The organism is Streptomyces sp. NPDC026659 (genome assembly GCF_040638245.1).
In the GTDB taxonomy this organism is placed as follows: domain Bacteria; phylum Actinomycetota; class Actinomycetes; order Streptomycetales; family Streptomycetaceae; genus Streptomyces.
The window spans coordinates 504,855-519,875 of the sequence record NZ_JBEZXY010000003.1 but is presented as its reverse complement, the minus strand read 5'-3'; the positions used below and the strand labels follow the sequence as shown (position 1 = coordinate 519,875).

At 67.1% G+C, this 15,021-nt stretch carries 14 protein-coding genes; 8 read left to right on the top strand and 6 right to left on the bottom strand.

Going from position 1 to position 15,021, the window contains the following annotated elements; translation table 11 throughout:
• Positions 1-73 precede the first annotated feature (73 nt).
• Complete coding sequence (locus AB0E91_RS11290) at positions 74-724, top strand: hypothetical protein (protein ID WP_361778611.1); 651 nt, start codon at positions 74-76, stop codon at positions 722-724.
• Here the strand turns inward: AB0E91_RS11290 and AB0E91_RS11285 are convergent.
• Entirely contained in the window at positions 717-1,130 is a 414-nt protein-coding gene (locus AB0E91_RS11285) for a hypothetical protein (RefSeq protein ID WP_361778608.1), read from the bottom strand. The two genes, AB0E91_RS11290 and AB0E91_RS11285, sit on opposite strands and share 8 nt — an antisense overlap.
• A 125-nt stretch (positions 1,131-1,255) precedes the next feature.
• Between AB0E91_RS11285 and AB0E91_RS11280 the strand changes: the two genes are divergently transcribed.
• A complete protein-coding gene (locus AB0E91_RS11280; RefSeq protein ID WP_361779068.1) occupies positions 1,256-2,098 on the top strand; it encodes a helix-turn-helix transcriptional regulator in 843 nt (280 codons plus the stop codon).
• Positions 2,095-2,337 (top strand): DUF397 domain-containing protein, encoded by a 243-nt coding sequence (locus tag AB0E91_RS11275; RefSeq protein ID WP_361778605.1) that lies wholly within the window; start codon positions 2,095-2,097, stop codon positions 2,335-2,337. The genes AB0E91_RS11280 and AB0E91_RS11275 overlap by 4 nt, the downstream gene beginning before the upstream one ends.
• Here the strand turns inward: AB0E91_RS11275 and AB0E91_RS11270 are convergent.
• Positions 2,315-2,530: a hypothetical protein gene (locus tag AB0E91_RS11270; RefSeq protein ID WP_361778602.1), complete on the bottom strand. Its 216-nt coding sequence runs from the start codon at positions 2,528-2,530 to the stop codon at positions 2,315-2,317. The genes AB0E91_RS11275 and AB0E91_RS11270 overlap by 23 nt on opposite strands.
• Before the next feature lie 111 nt (positions 2,531-2,641).
• Here AB0E91_RS11270 and AB0E91_RS11265 point away from each other — a divergent pair, with 111 nt between their 5' ends.
• On the top strand, positions 2,642-4,474 hold the full coding sequence (locus AB0E91_RS11265; protein WP_361778599.1) for a hypothetical protein: 1,833 nt from the start codon (positions 2,642-2,644) through the stop codon (positions 4,472-4,474).
• A gap of 86 nt (positions 4,475-4,560) precedes the next feature.
• Here AB0E91_RS11265 and AB0E91_RS11260 read toward each other — a convergent pair whose 3' ends face one another.
• Positions 4,561-5,844: an adenylosuccinate synthase gene (locus AB0E91_RS11260; protein ID WP_361778596.1), complete on the bottom strand. Its 1,284-nt coding sequence runs from the start codon at positions 5,842-5,844 to the stop codon at positions 4,561-4,563.
• Positions 5,845-6,051: 207 nt separating this feature from the next.
• On the opposite strand from AB0E91_RS11260, the gene AB0E91_RS11255 reads away from it, so the two are divergent.
• A complete protein-coding gene (locus AB0E91_RS11255; RefSeq protein ID WP_361778594.1) occupies positions 6,052-6,882 on the top strand; it encodes a diacylglycerol kinase in 831 nt (276 codons plus the stop codon).
• Positions 6,883-7,007: 125 nt separating this feature from the next.
• Here the strand turns inward: AB0E91_RS11255 and AB0E91_RS11250 are convergent, their stop codons facing one another.
• Positions 7,008-8,627 (bottom strand): ABC transporter permease, encoded by a 1,620-nt coding sequence (locus tag AB0E91_RS11250; protein WP_361778591.1) that lies wholly within the window; start codon positions 8,625-8,627, stop codon positions 7,008-7,010.
• On the bottom strand, positions 8,624-9,433 hold the full coding sequence (locus tag AB0E91_RS11245; RefSeq protein WP_361778588.1) for an ABC transporter ATP-binding protein: 810 nt from the start codon (positions 9,431-9,433) through the stop codon (positions 8,624-8,626). Before AB0E91_RS11245 ends, AB0E91_RS11250 begins: the two co-directional genes overlap by 4 nt.
• Before the next feature lie 28 nt (positions 9,434-9,461).
• Between AB0E91_RS11245 and AB0E91_RS11240 the strand changes: the two genes are divergently transcribed.
• On the top strand, positions 9,462-11,120 hold the full coding sequence (locus AB0E91_RS11240) for a recombinase family protein (protein ID WP_361778585.1): 1,659 nt from the start codon (positions 9,462-9,464) through the stop codon (positions 11,118-11,120).
• A 529-nt stretch (positions 11,121-11,649) separates the two neighbouring features.
• On the opposite strand, the gene AB0E91_RS11235 is transcribed toward AB0E91_RS11240, so the two are convergent.
• The gene (locus tag AB0E91_RS11235; RefSeq protein WP_361778582.1) at positions 11,650-11,793 is read right to left on the bottom strand and encodes a hypothetical protein; all 144 of its coding nucleotides are present in this window, start codon (positions 11,791-11,793) and stop codon (positions 11,650-11,652) included.
• 870 nt (positions 11,794-12,663) lie between these two features.
• Between AB0E91_RS11235 and AB0E91_RS11230 the strand changes: the two genes are divergently transcribed.
• Positions 12,664-13,005: a helix-turn-helix domain-containing protein gene (locus tag AB0E91_RS11230; protein WP_361778579.1), complete on the top strand. Its 342-nt coding sequence runs from the start codon at positions 12,664-12,666 to the stop codon at positions 13,003-13,005.
• 781 nt (positions 13,006-13,786) lie between these two features.
• Positions 13,787-14,512, top strand: coding sequence for a hypothetical protein (locus AB0E91_RS11225; protein WP_361778576.1), 726 nt, complete (start codon positions 13,787-13,789; stop codon positions 14,510-14,512).
• Positions 14,513-15,021 lie beyond the last annotated feature (509 nt).

Genomic DNA, 15,021 nt, shown 5'->3' with positions numbered 1-15,021 from the left:
GAAGGATGTCAAGCATTACGCTTGTCAACCCCGTGACACCCGACGCGCCCCCGACACGTGCGAGGAGCTTTCCTTGGCCTGCGACCTGTGGCTGGTCCCTCTCGTGGACTTGCTGTGCCACGCCCCGGACAACCCGTTCGCCGAGGAACTCGCGCACTACAACAGCGCGCTGACCGACGCCGGGCTCCCCTCGGTGCCAGTCTTCCCATACATGCCTGGCCTGTCCGGCGATGTCGCCCCCGTGGCCGGTTTCGACTACGACGCCCTGCACTTCCTGCGCCGCGTCTACCTGCTCCAGGTCTGCGGTCTGCCCGTCACCCCCGTGGACGAACTCGGCGGCGACTACGAACAGTTGCTGGAGATGTTCGAGACCACCGCCCAGCACTCGCACCTGGTCTGGCACTACGACCACGCGGGCGCGTACGTCCCCGTGGACTTCCCGCACCCGCTGTCGAACGACGAACTCCTCGCGGGCGGCGGCCCCTTGGGCTCCACCCACTCCCTCCTGCGCGAGCTGGAGCACATCGCCCCCGCGATCGGCATCGACCCCGCCAATCCGCCTGCCGCCCCCCAACCCCCGACGGCACCCACCGAGTTGGAAGAGGCCGCCGCGCCCGCGCCCTACGACCCCAGCCCCTTCGCCCGCGAACGGCACGTCTGGCTCGGCCTGCACGCCGCCGCCACCCGCTCCCTCGCCCAGGGCTCGATGATCGTCTTCAGCTGAGCCCCTCCGGGCTGTTCAGCAGGGCCGTGCGCAGCAGCATCGTGTGCACGAACCGGTCGGGGGCCGTCGGAGGAAACCGCCAACTCAACGGCCACGTCGGTCCGTTCAGCGCGGGCACCGGGATGTAGCTCACCCGGAACGGCCCGCTCGTCAGCCGGGTCACCTCCGGCGGCCACGCGTGATGCGCCGTACTCCCCGCCTCCACGAGGAAGTACACGCTCCGCCGCCCGCTCCCCGACTCCACCACCGGCCCCGGCTCACCCCCCGTCATCCGCGCCAGCCGGTCGGCGATACGCCGTCCCGGATCGCCGTCCAGCCGTACGGCGTCGAACTGAACCCCCGCCTTGCGGAGGTGGATGCCGCTGGTGGGCAGCCATTGGATCGCCAGGTGACTTTGCGTATTCATGGGGACAGTGTCAGTGGCGAGCGCTACCGTTTTCCATGACTCTCCGTCGATACCTCGAAACAGTCGGGCACGGGCGGTGGGCAATGGTGACCGGTTGAGTTCGGTTGAGTCCGGGGGTGACCGCAATGGCGCGGGCGGCGAATAAGGCTCAGGCAGGTGGTGCGGCGCGCATGGTCGCCGCTCTCGCGAAAGCACTGCGAGAACAGCTGGGGCTGACGCAGGAAGAAGTGGGCAAGATGACGGGCTATACCGCGTCCGCCATCAGCGCGATGGAAACGTGTGCGCAGCCCGCGAGTGACGCGATGCTGGTGGCGCTGGAGAAGGCGATCGGTGGCGGGTTGGGCCTCTTCGAGAAGGCCCGCAAGCTCATGCTGATGGAGAAGTACCCGCCGCAGTTCCAGGACTTCGCCCTTATGGAGGCGGAGGCGGTGACGTTGTCCTCCTACCAAACGTACGTGGTCCATGGTCTGTTCCAGACTCCGGAGTACGCACGAGCCCTGATCGGAGGCGGCTACCCACCGCTCGCCGAGGCAACGGTGGACGAGCTGGTCGACGCACGCATAGCGCGAAAGGCGCTCTTCGACCGCGCCAACCCGACGCCCATGATCGAGTTGATCCTGGACGAGGCGGCGCTCAAACGACCAGTAGGAAGCTGGGACATTCAACGGGCCCAGTTGTACGCGCTCTTGGAGGACGCGGAGCGGGACAACGTCAGCCTTCAAGTGATGTCTATGAGCCGGGGCGCGAAGGGTAGTCATGCAGGCACCCAAGGCGACATGGTGTTGGTCGTGACCAAGGATCACGAACACGTCGTCTACCTGGAGATTGAGGACGAGAGCAACCTCATCAGTGATCCGGTTAAGGTGGCGCGTCTCAGCCACCGGTATGCGAAGATCCGGTCACAGGCTATGAGCCCGGACGAATCGCTGAGCTTTATCCGGAAGTTGGCAGGAGAAGAGCGGACATGACCAGCACTCTGCGGTGGTTCAAGTCGAGCTACAGCAACGACAGCGGCGGCCAGTGCCTGGAAACCGCCTACGCCTGGCACAAGTCCTCGTACAGCGACAGCGGCGGCGGCAACTGCGTCGAGGTCGCCACCTGCCCCCACGACATCCACGTCCGCGACTCCAAGGTCCCCGACGGCCCCCACCTCACCGTCTCCACCACGGCGTGGACCTCGTTCCTCACGGGCGCCCGACGAGCCTGATCACCGGCGGCCACAGCACCCCCGTCCCCACCAACAGCGACGGCCCCAGATGCAGCGGGCACACCACGAGCGGCGCCCGCCCCTGCCGTACGACCTCGAACACGCCCGGGTCGGCACAGTCGGGCCCCCCGCCGGGGGAGACACCCTCCCCGCCGTAGGGCCCCCGGCACAGCACACCCCGCTCGCCGCTCATCCACCGATCGCACCCCGCCGGACGGCACCCCGCACGTGGTGGGCGGCCAGCAGAGTGACTGTACGACGAGCCGCACGGGGCAGACACGCAGCGTAGCCATACCGTGCGGGCATGCAAACACAGCGTCACCACAGGCGTACGGCACTGGGCATCACGGCCCTGGCCGTCGTCCTGCTCACCCTGGCGGCGGCCGGAGCGTCGGCCGCCGCGCAGCGCGCGGGCACGCTGCTCACGGTGAGGTTCACCAACAACAGCGACCGCGATCTGACCCTGGGGCCCAACAGCTACAACGGTTGCCCCGCAGCTCTGCCGGAGCGCATCAACGCGGGCGCCACGGCCAGCTGGAACCTCGATGCCTGCGGCGACCCCCGAGGCAACTTCGGGACCGTCGCTTTCAACATCTACCGGGAGACCAACCGCACCCAGATCACCTGGGACGCGCCCGTCGTCGGGGACGCCACCTACACCCAGTCGGCGCCCAACGGCTATGTGATCAGCCGCAGCGGCGGTCAGGGCTTCAACCCGACCGTCGACTTCACCTTCGACTGCAACTCCACGACCTGCGACGGCATCCCGGACAGCTGGAAGCAGAACGGCATCTACATCAACCCGGCCAACGGCAGCGCCCACACCGCGCCCGGGCCGGGTCTGCAGTTCGTCGACCTGCCCGCGATGGGGGCCACGGTCAACAAGCCGGACGTCTTCGTCCAGCTCGACTGGATGGCGAACGCCAACCACAGCCACGCGCTCGCCCCCGCGGCCATCAAGCAGGTGGTCGACGCCTTCGCGAACTCGCCCTACTCACGGCACTCGCCCACCACCGGCATCAACCTGCACGTGGACGCGGGGCCGGACAGCATCATGAACTTCGCGGACAACACGACCTGGGGCACCCTGAGCAAGGCCCGCTCGCTCACCGAGCAGACCAACCTGGGCACCGCGGTGGGCGGCCTGTACCAGTGGAACGCCTTCAACACGATCAAGAACCAGACCGGCGGCTTCACCAGCACCGGCCGGGCGCCGATCTTCCACTACGCCATCTCGGCCCACAACCTGAACTCCGGCACCGACTCCAGCGGCATCGCCCCCACCCCGGGCAGTGACCTCATCATCAGCCTGGGCAGCTTCGCCAACCAGGTGGGCACGGTCGCCGAGCAGGCGGGCACGTTCATGCACGAGCTGGGCCACAACCTCAACCTGGAGCACGGCGGCGACCAGAACGTCAACAACAAGCCGCAGTACTTCAGCGTGATGAACTACCTGTACCAGTTCGGTCTGACCTCCGGGACCACCAGCGGACTCACCGACCTCTCCCGCCAGAACGCCTCGCTCAACGAGACCAGCCTCAACGAGCGGACGTACCCCGCCAGCAGCGGGAACTACGACGTCCGGCACTGGTGCCCGGGCAGCAACGGCGGCTCCTTCGTCATGGTGCCCGCCGCGGACGGCCAGGTCGACTGGAACTGCAACGGCATGATCGAGACCGCGCCGGTCTCCTTCGACGTCAACAACGACGGCCAGCAGACGACGCTCACCGGCTTCAACGACTGGAACAACCTTCTGCTCCGCGTCGGCGCCGTCGGCCGCACCCAGGCCTCCGGCGACGTACCGCCCCCGACCCGGGAGGACGAGCTGACCCCGAGCGACGCCGCGCTGAACCTCCCGCTGGACACCGAGCCGCCGGTCACCAAGGCCCGCGTCGCGCCGTGCCGCCCCGGGTACGGCACGAACCGCTCGGACGTGTGCGTCACCCTGATCGCCAAGGACCGCATCTCCGGCGTGGCCAGGACCGAGTACAAGCTCGACGGCGGCGGCTGGAAGAAGTACACGTCACCCGTCACGGTGCACGGCAAGGGCAAGCACGTGCTGAAGTTCCGTTCGGTGGACTACGCCCAGAACCACGAGAAGACGAAGGCGGTCACCGTCGACGTCAAGCGCCCCTGACCCGGGAGCGCGCAGAAAGAAGGGGCCCGCACCGGTCGGTCGGTGCGGGCCCCTTCCCCATGTCCCCTTACAGGAACGATGTCCCTTTACAGGAACGAGTTGATCTCGATCGTCTCGTCGCGGCCGGGACCGACGCCGATGGCGGAGATCGGCGCGCCGGACATCTCCTCCAGCGCCTTCACGTAGTTCTGCGCGTTCTTCGGCAGGTCGGAGAAGGACTTCGCCTTGGTGATGTCCTCGGACCAGCCCGGCAGCGTCTCGTAGATCGGCTTCGCGTGGTGGAAGTCGCTCTGCGAGTACGGGAGCTCCTCGACGCGCTTGCCGTCGATCTCGTACGCGACGCAGACCGGGATCTCCTCCCAGCCGGTGAGCACGTCCAGCTTGGTGAGGAAGAAGTCGGTGAGGCCGTTGACGCGCGTGGCGTAGCGGGCGATCACCGCGTCGAACCAGCCGCAGCGGCGGTCACGGCCGGTGGTGACACCGCGCTCGCCGCCGATGCGGCGCAGCGCCTCGCCGTCCTCGTCGAACAGCTCGGTCGGGAACGGACCGGAGCCGACGCGGGTCGTGTACGCCTTGAGGATGCCGATGACGCGGCTGATCTTCGTCGGGCCGACGCCGGAGCCGGTGCAGGCGCCGCCGGCGGTCGGGTTGGAGGAGGTGACGAAGGGGTACGTGCCGTGGTCGATGTCGAGCAGGGTGCCCTGACCGCCCTCGAACAGCACGACCTTGTCGTCCTCCAGCGCCTGGTTGAGGACCAGGACGGTGTCGGCGACGTACGGCTTGATCTGCTCCGCGTAGCCCAGCAGCTCCTCGACCACCTGGTCGGCGGCGATGGCGCGGCGGTTGTAGAGCTTGGTGAGCAGCTGGTTCTTGACGTCGAGCGCGGCTTCCACCTTCTGGAGGAGGATCGACTCGTCGTACAGGTCCTGGACCCGAATACCCACGCGGTTGATCTTGTCGGCATAGGTCGGGCCGATGCCGCGGCCGGTCGTACCGATCTTGCGCTTGCCGAGGAAGCGCTCGGAGACCTTGTCCATCGTCACGTTGAAGGGCGTGATGATGTGCGCGTTTCCGCTGAGGAGGAGCTTCGACGTGTCGACGCCGCGCTCGTTCAGACCGCTCAGCTCGGAGAGCAGGACCGAGGGATCGACGACGACACCGTTGCCGATGACCGGCGTACAGGTGGGTGAGAGGATTCCGGAAGGGAGCAGGTGGAGCGCGTACTTCTGGTCGCCCACGACGACCGTGTGGCCGGCGTTGTTGCCGCCCTGGTAGCGCACTACATAGTCCACCGAGCCACCGAGCAGGTCGGTCGCCTTCCCCTTGCCTTCGTCACCCCACTGAGCACCGAGCAGCACAAGTGCGGGCACGCGCGTACACCCCTTCCGGGCGGGGCATGTCCAAGGTCGGGGCGTGGGCGCGAGGTTTCGTCGCCTCGTCGCCGTGTACCGCCCGCGACCGTCATTGGCCGCACAACCCGTCGGACCGGATGCCCCGGAATAGACGAAGCCCCTGGCGCAATAGCGCAAGGGGCTCTTGCACAAAGATGCTACCCGAGGAAGCGAGGCAGGACCGAGGTGGCGACTTCCGCGACGTCCGAACAGCTCCTTGTGATCATTGATCCGGCGGCACGGCAGGGGGACGGGGAGTCCGTCCGGATAGCGAAAGACGTGCTCAGCGCGGGTGCGGCGGCGAAGGTGTGCCTGCCGGACGGTCCGGAGGAGTTCGCGCGGGTACTGGGGCGGCGGGGGTCGCGGCGGCCAGTGGTGGTCGGTGACGACCGCGCCCTCGTGCGCGCGGTGACTTTCCTGCACCGGCACCGGGAGCTGTCGGACTGCGCGCTGTCGGTGGTGCCGGTGGGGTCGACGGGGCTCGCCCAGTCCCTGGGGGTGCCTCCGGGCGCGGTCGCGGCGGCGCGGGCGGTCCTGGAGGGTTCCGTGCGGCGCCTGGACCTCCTGGTGGACGACAGCGACGGGGTGGTCCTCGGCTGCCTGGGGATACCGCCGGCGTCGGTCCGCGCGGCCGTCCCCGAGCCGGTCGGCGCACCCCCGGCTCACCCTTGGCTCCGCTCCACCTACCGCACCCTGGTCCGCACCCTGGCGTCCCGCCCTGCGGCCCGGCTCCGGGTGGAGATCGACGGGGAGACGGTGACGGACCTGGACCATCCGGTGGAGACGGTCTCCGTGACTCCTTCCGGCCACGGCCTGGCCTCGGTGGAGATCCACCCCTTCGCGGACTCCACCCCTTCCGTCCGCACCTCCGCCCGCACGATCACGGTGACCGGGGAGAACTTCCACTACCGCGCGGACGCGGTGACCTCCGGTCCGGTGCGGCGACGGACCTGGCGGGTGGCGGAGGGGGCTTGGGGGTTGGTGGTGCCGCGGGGAGGCCCCGAGGCGGGCTGCTGACCTGGGAGCATCGCGCGCATGGGCAAGCACGCGCGGCCCGGGCCGCCGAACCAGCCGTCGCGGGGTGTTCCCCGGGTGGAGGGGGACGAGCCGGTGGTCGGCTGAGCCCTCCCGGGGCGGGCCCCTCAGCCCGCCATGTCACGTCTCCGGATGCCCGTTAGCCCCGCGTACGTCAGTGCGATCGTCAGGGTCAGGAGGGCTGCTACCGGGGTCCACTCCATGGGGGCGGCCGGGAGCTTGGGGAGGTGGGCGTAGGGGGAGAGGTCCAGGAGGAGTTGGGGGGCGTTCAGGGCGGGGCCCACCCAGCCGAGGAGGAGGGTCGCCCCGGCTGCCGCCCAGGCGATCGTCGCCGCTCGGGGGAGGACGCCGTAGAGCAAAACCGTCAGGGCGCCCAGCGTCCAGATGGCGGGGAGTTGGATCAGGCAGGCCGAGAAGAGGGCGCCTGGGCGGTGGCCGTAGCCCGCCAGGAGGCCGAGCGCGGCCAGGAGCATCAGGAGGGCCGAGCCCGCGAAGGACACCGTCAGGTGGCCCGCCGCCCAGCGGAGACGGCCGACCGCGCAGGCGAGGATCGGTTCCGCTCGGCCCGAGGTCTCCTCCGAGGACAGGCGGAGGACCGAGGAGACGATGTAGAGGGCGGCGACCAGGCCCAGCATGCCGGTCATCGCGGAGAGGAACGCGTCCTCGGCGCCCGCGCGGCCGCCCATCCGCTCCAGGATCTGCCGTACCCCCTCGTTGTCGCCCATCATCTGCGCCGCGCCCTGGGTGAGGCCGCCGTAGACCACCCCGGCCAGGAAGAACCCGACGCTCCAGCCCAGCAGCGCGCCCCGCTGAAGGCGCCAGGCCAGGGCGGCGGCACTGCTCAGGCGCCCCCGGGCCGGGCCCGGACGGGTCGGCAGGAAGCTCATCCCCAGGTCGCGGCGGGCCGCGAGGGTGAAGGCGAGGGCGCCGAGGGACAGGATCGCCGCCGCGAACAGCAGCAGTACCCACCAGCGTTCCGTCGCGTACGCCCGCAGGTTCTCCTGCCAGCCCAGCGGCGACAGCCAGGTCAGCACGGAGGAGCCGTCCGCCCGGGCCGAGTCGCCCGCCGCGCGCAGGACGAACGCCGCCCCCAGCACCGCCGACGTCAGTCCCCGCGCCAGCCGCGCGCTCTGCGTGAGCTGCGCCGCGACCGCCGCGACCCCGGCGAAGACGAGGCCGGTCCCCGCGACGCCGAGCGCGAGCGCCACCGCGCCGGGAGCGCCGTACGTCGCCATGCCCGCGACGAGCAGCAACGCCAGCACGCCGTTCGCGACCGCCGCCGCGAGCAGCGCCGCCGTCAGCGGGGCCCTGCGGCCCACCGCCGCCGACGCGAGGAGTTCCGCCCGCCCGCTCTCCTCCTCGTCCCGGGTGTGCCGTACGACGATCAGCAGGCTCATCGCGGCGGCGAGCAGCCCGGCGTACACGCCCGCGCGCCACGCCGTAAGGCCGCCCACGGAGTCGTCGAGCAGCGGGCCGGTGAGGGCGCGCAGCGAGGCGTTGGCGGTCATCTGCGTGCGCAGGGAGGCGCGTTCGGCCGCCGTGGCGTACAGGCCCTTCAGGGTGCCAGGCATGGAGAGGACCATCAGGGCGTTCACCCCGGCCCAGACGGGGATCTGAACGCGGTCGCGGCGGAGGGCGAAGCGGAGGAGGGCGGGGGTGGCGGTGAGGGTGGAGGCGGGGGCGGCCGGGGTGGAGGCCGGGTGGAGTTCGGGGGCCGTGGTCGTCATCGTGCGGCCACCTGGTCCTCCTGGTCCTCCCGGTCCTCCGCCGGGGCCTCCTCGTAGTGCCGCAGGAACAGTTCCTCCAGAGTCGGCGGGGTGGAGGTCAGCGAGCGGACGCCCACGGCGGTCAACGCCCGCAGGACGCCGTCCAGTTGATCGGTGTCCACCTGGAGGTGGACACGGTGGCCCTGTACGTCGAGGTCGTGCACGCCGGGGAGACCGGTGAGACCGGCCGGCTCCCCGCGCAGCTCCGCCCGCACGCTGGTCCGGGTCAGATGCCGCAGCTCCGCCAGCGAACCGGTCTCCACCGTGCGCCCCTTGCGCACGATGCTGACCCGGTCGCACAGCGTCTCCACCTCGCTGAGGATGTGGGAGGAGAGCAGGACCGTACGGCCCCGGTCCCGCTCCTCCGCCACGCAGGACTGGAAGACCTCCTCCATCAGGGGGTCGAGGCCCGAGGTCGGCTCGTCCAGGATCAGCAGATCCACGTCCGAGGCGAACGCGGCGACCAGGGCGACCTTCTGCCGGTTGCCCTTGGAATACGTACGGCACTTCCGCGTCGGGTCCAGCTCGAACCGCGCGGTCAGCTCGGCGCGGCGCCGCTCGTCCAGGCCGCCGCGGAGTCTGCCGTACAGGTCGACGACCTCGCCGCCGGAGAGGTTGCGCCACAGGGTGACGTCACCGGGGACGTACGCGATGCGGCGGTGGATCTCCACGGCGTCGGTCCACGGGTCGCGGCCCAGCACCTGCGCGGCACCGGAGTCCGCGCGCAGGAGTCCGAGCAGGACGCGGATGGTGGTCGACTTCCCCACTACTGGACTAGGGCTTACTTTGTCCCCCATGGCCACAGCAACCACTCAGGAACCAAGTATCCGCAGGTCAGCCGACAAACTCAACGTCGCATACGACCGTGTCAGCCTCGACGAACAGAAGACGGGGCGGGGCACGGACTCACAGAACGACGAGAACGAGGCGTTTGCGCTCGACACCTGGGGGCGCCCCCTCGATCGCAGGTACTCAGACGTCGGAATCTCCGCGTACAGCGGAGTCGAGCGCCCAGACTTCAACCGCCTGTGCCGTGACATGGTCGCAGGCGTCATCGGCACTGTGACCGTGTGGCACGCGGACCGCTTGACGCGTGACCCTGCGGAAGCGCTCATGTTCATCGAGCTGTGCATTAAGCATGGCGTCCGCCTGTACTCCGTCCAAAGGGGCGGAGAGTACAACTTCCGGCGCGCGCAGGGTAAGGCTGATTTCCTGCATGACATTGTCGACGCGAACAAGGAATCGGCGCACAAGGGTGAGCGCGTCGCCCTCGCTCGACTGCGGCAGGCGAGGAATGGTGAATGGGGCGGAGGCGTCCGCGCGTACGGGTGGGGTGTCGACACTGGGCGCGTGACCAACCGATGCATCAACCCCAAAGCGCCTATTGCTGAGCGCGTGTACGAGGAACGCCCCGTGTTGGACATGACCCAGCACAACGGGGAAGAGGCGGAAGAGATTCAGGGTTGGGAAACTGACCTAACCGCCACTAAGGGCAACGTGTCCGCGCTCATTCGCACCTTGCACGAACGGGGCGTGTTGACTGTCTCGGCAAAGGACAAGCGCAAGTATCGGCGCGGCAACAAGGAATTCGAGGGCGGGAATTGGTCGGGCCGCACGGTTAAGCAGATTCTCTTGAGTCCGCGGGTGTCCGGTCACGCCGTGTATAGGGGCGAAATCGTCAAGTACAACGCGTTTCCTCCGATCATCCCGGACGAGAGGCGTAAGGCGCTCATCGTCCTACTCAATGACCCTGCGCGCCGGACCGCTGGGAGCAACGTCCCCAAATGGTTTGGGAGCCTCATCTATGAGTGCCCCCATTGCACGACCAACCCGGATGAGCCTGTCACGTGCACTGTGCGCAAGAGCGCTACTGCTGTCGACGTGTACCGCTGCAAGAAATGCGGCAGGGGACGTCAGTCCGCGCGCTTGCTCGACGCGTTCATGAATCGCGTTGTGATCGCTCGCCTGTCCCGCCCTGATATTGCGGATCTCGTCAAGCCTGTCAAGGACATTGACCTTGACTCCCTGCGCGAGGAACTAGCGGAAATCGAGGCGCGCAAGACAGAGCTTGCGGAAGAGTACGGCCGAAAAGAACTCACCATGGCCGAATGGAAAACGGCACGCGCAACGCTCAACGCGCGCGTTGAAGAGATCAATTCGGAAATGGTCGACGCGGTACAGGATGACCCGTTGGCGCCGTTCGCAGCCAATCACGCGGCTGCCGCGGAAACGTGGCAGGGCCTGTCACTCGCGCGCAGGCGGGAAATCCTGCGCCTGTTGTATCGCATCGAGCTGAAACCGGTAATGCGCCGGATGGGGCGACGCCCCAAGGGTGCACCCGCGGAAGAACTTGACCTCTCCAAACTCATCATCACGCCCAAGGTTGAGGGCGCACGTCCGATAGACCTGTCTCCATTCATGGTGAGGCAGGTGAATCACACACAAGCCGCGTAAGGGGTAGCCATGTCCGCACGACGGAACGCAGATGAATGGACTTTCTCTCATCACGCGCTTAGTCGGGCAGTAGACATGGCCCTAGATCCGGAGCAACTGCGAGAGGCGATAGAGCGCCCTGTGAGGGCGATAGCCTCGCGGAAGTACAACGGATGCCACCTGATCCATACGGAACGCATCGTGTTGTGCGTGAACCTAGAGAGGCGAGTAGTAATCACAATCGTCTGGAATACCTTTGACGGATCGGCCAACAGGCGATTCGACAGAGAGAATGACCTAGACCTCTGTAGAGATCCCCAGTAGGTCAGACACAGGGCCCCTGCCAATGCGAGCGGCAGGGGCCCTTGTCATGTCTCCGAGTCGTCGTCTGTGTCGTTGGGGGCGAGTAGTGCACCCAACCTCTCTCGATCCTCCGCCGAAAGCGGGGGCGAGGCGTCGACTATCCGCCGTATCGCCTCCGCCTGTGCGTCGTCGTCTGCGGCCATGGCTACCCCCCTGGGTCGGTTGCTGAGGGAAACCCTAGCGCTCCCTACTGCGCGCCGTTGCTGGGCTGCGCAGGCTCCCCCTGGGCGTCCTCGCCCTGCGGCTTGAGGGGCGCGAGGAACACGCCCCACGTGGCGCGCTGATAGATCGTGCCGCCGTACCGGCGCGCGGAGTGCTCAACCGTCCTCACCTCGACGTCATAGCCCATGCGTTGCGCCCGTGGGCGCCAAATCTTTTCCGCGGCTTTCTCCGCCTCTTCCTTTGCGTCCCTGCCATCGAATGTCTCAAGCGGGTGCGTCATGTCCGGCACAGGCGCTCACCCCTCTCATTTCCCTCTGCCTCTCATCGTCCGGCGGGTTGTGGCCCTGCGCCACTCGACACCAAAGGAATCACCCATGATCTGTAAGCCCTGCGCCCAGGCTGCGGACGGCAAGTTGCCTCCGACCCAATGCGCCACGTGTGGCCGGACAGTCGCCTATGCGCGCCCCGGTAGCGCGCGCCTGAGTCGCCACAGGATTTCTCTACGGAATGGATACCCAAAAGGGTTTTGGTGCCCAGGCAAGACGCCTAAGCCGCGCGGCCATGAGGCGTGCGCCGGCTGCGACTGCCAACACAGGGAACGCGCCTCATGAGGGCGCCCAATGACTGATGTGTTTGTTGAGGGGAAGCGCGCCCCCTGCCTGTCCACGCTTACGAGAGAGGGGCCCATGTCCAATCGGAACAAACAGAAGGGGACTGCCGCTGAAACTGCCGTTGTTGATTGGTTGCGGGAGAGCTGCGGATTCCTCGACGCGAGGCGAAACACCCTGGGCGGTCGTTTCGACCCTGGGGACGTCGAGCCGGTACCGTCCGCAGCTCCCCCGGTAATCATCTCTGTCAAGGACGGCAAAGAGGGCGCCTATTGCCCTCACTGTCGGCAGCGTCACGAACTGCACATGCAGACAGAGCTATTCGCCAAATGGTGGGCGGACATCACGGAAACCGTCGAGCGCCGTAGTCCGCTCGCGCTCCCTCTCCTGTGCCATAAGCGCGCAGGGAAAGCCACTCCGGAGGGTTGGAAATGGTACGTCGATTCGGCGCACCTGGGCCGGTACCGGATGGGGCCAATAGCCATCACAGGACCACAGGCGCGATTCATCATGCAGCGCCACATAGCAAGATGGGCGGAAGAATGACGCGCAGGCAACCGCGGCAGCGTAAGCCGCGAGAGGAACGCGAGGCGCCCCCGCAGCCGACAGGCGAACTCATGACCGTCGAGGAAGTTGCCCGCTATTTGGGGGTCAAGGTCCGGCGCGTGCATGGGTGGCGACGTCGCCGGTACCTCACCCCCGTTCTAGTGCTGGGCGAAATCCGGTACATGACCATTGAGGTTGAGCACTTGGCGGCAATGTATGGCCGCTAAATACAGGTGCCCCGTATGCCGCAAGGACATTGCCCCGACTGCGGCAGGCAAGTTCCGCAAGCATGACAAGACGTCGGGCGTCGAGTGCGACATGTCCGGGGTCATCGTCCCTAAACACGTCCTCGACGCTGGGCCATCGGACAACTCAGACGCGCCGGTAAAGGGCCGTGACTATGCCGACTGCCCCGCATGCGGACGGACGCCCATCCTCGACAAAGAGGGGCGGTATGGGCGTCACCTGATCGTGCCTCGCGGAAGCGAGGAATGCCCCATGTCCGGCAAGGAATACGCCCAGGCCGGCAACGGCGGAGAGGAATCGGAGCCGTGCGAGAAAACCCCATCCCAGGCGTTGATGACTACGCGGCAGCCATCGAGCGAGCCAAGCAACGACACCCCGCAGGCAAGGGACTCCCGCCCGGAGACTGCCCCCACCCCGGACGGCACGACGAACGATGCGCCCCCGACACCTGCGGATGCCCCGGAGGAATCAACGTCGGAACCTACGCGGAGCCAGACCGAACCCTCTGCCCCGGATCTAGCGAGGCGGCAACTGGAGGCATACCGGAACGCCCAGAGTTGGAACGCAGAGACAGCGACTCGCGCGATATCTACTGTCCCTTTGCCTCCGATGGACGCTGCTACGGAGGCTGCCCCAGCAACCGGCAGCGCGCCTGTGTCGACGGAGACGACTCCGCAGCCTGGGCCGCTTGAGTTCCGGCAGCCTGCCCCGCCGTTCGAGCAACCGGCGCGGACGGCTCGCGTCCTCGCGGAAGCCGTACCCATGACAGAACACGGCAGAGAGATTGCCGCACGCCTCAAGGAAACGTTCTATGCGTATACGAACAGGCTCGCACGCAATCAACAAGAAACGCTCGGACCTAGCGAGATTGGTAGTCCCTGCGACAGGCGTATTGCAATGTCCCTACTGCGGGTGCCCCCTACCAATCCGGGGGGTGATAACTGGGCCTCATTCGTTGGCACCTGCGTTCACGCTGGGCTTGCTGAAATGTTTGTGTGGGCGAATACCGGTACAGGTAGGTACGCGGTAGAGGTACCGCTGAAATTCCCCAACGCCTATGTCCCGCACGGAACAGGTGACTTGCTCGACCGGACGCTTTGCATGTTCCTCGACCATAAACTTATGGGGCGTTGGTCGTTGGACAAGCTGAGCACTAAGGGCCCCTCGCCCACGTACCGGGTACAGGTGCACACGTACGCCTATGGCGCACGCCTCAAGGGCGAAAAGGTTGATCACGTTGCAATCATCGGTTGGCCGCGCGAGGCAGGCACGCTTGATGACCTTTACGTGTGGACGGAACCTTACGATCCGAGCATTGCGATAAATGCCCTTGAGCGCGTCGAGCGAATAGCCCAGCGCATCAAGGGACTTGAGGGGCCGGCTACCGCGGTAGCGCGTGAATTGCCCATGGCCGATGACTGCCGTTTCTGCCCGTTCTACGCCCCAGGCGATAGCGAGGGCGAGAGGGGATGCAATGGCAAGCGGTGACGCGCCCGAATGCGGATGGCGCCTGGGTCTGTGTACCGGCTGCGAGTTGTGCTCTGTCCGGCACGGCGCCATAGAGATAACCGACCTGTCAATGAATGCCGTCAAGGTAGTGCACTACGTGCCGGTTAGCGTCGAGCAACTAATAGACGCAGGTGTGCCGTTGCCGCCCGGTACGGAGCCGCCCCCGCCTGTCCGCATCCCGTTTGGGCGCCGTGTGCGCTATCGCGTCTGGGACGTCATATGGGCCGTGAGGCAGCGCGTTGGTTACTGGATAGCGGGAGACTCCCCCGATGATTGGTAGGCGATATGGCGCAGAACCAAAAGCCCAAGAAACACAAGGGCGAGCGTAACGACCAACGGCGGAACGGCAAGGCATGGAAACGTCGTGCCTGTTGTGGCAAGCGCCACGGTCCGGATAGGTGCAAGTGATTGCATGGCTACTCATCACGTTGAGGGCGCTTACCCATTGGGTGGCGCCCTCTCTGCATGACTGGGCGGAAACCTCGACG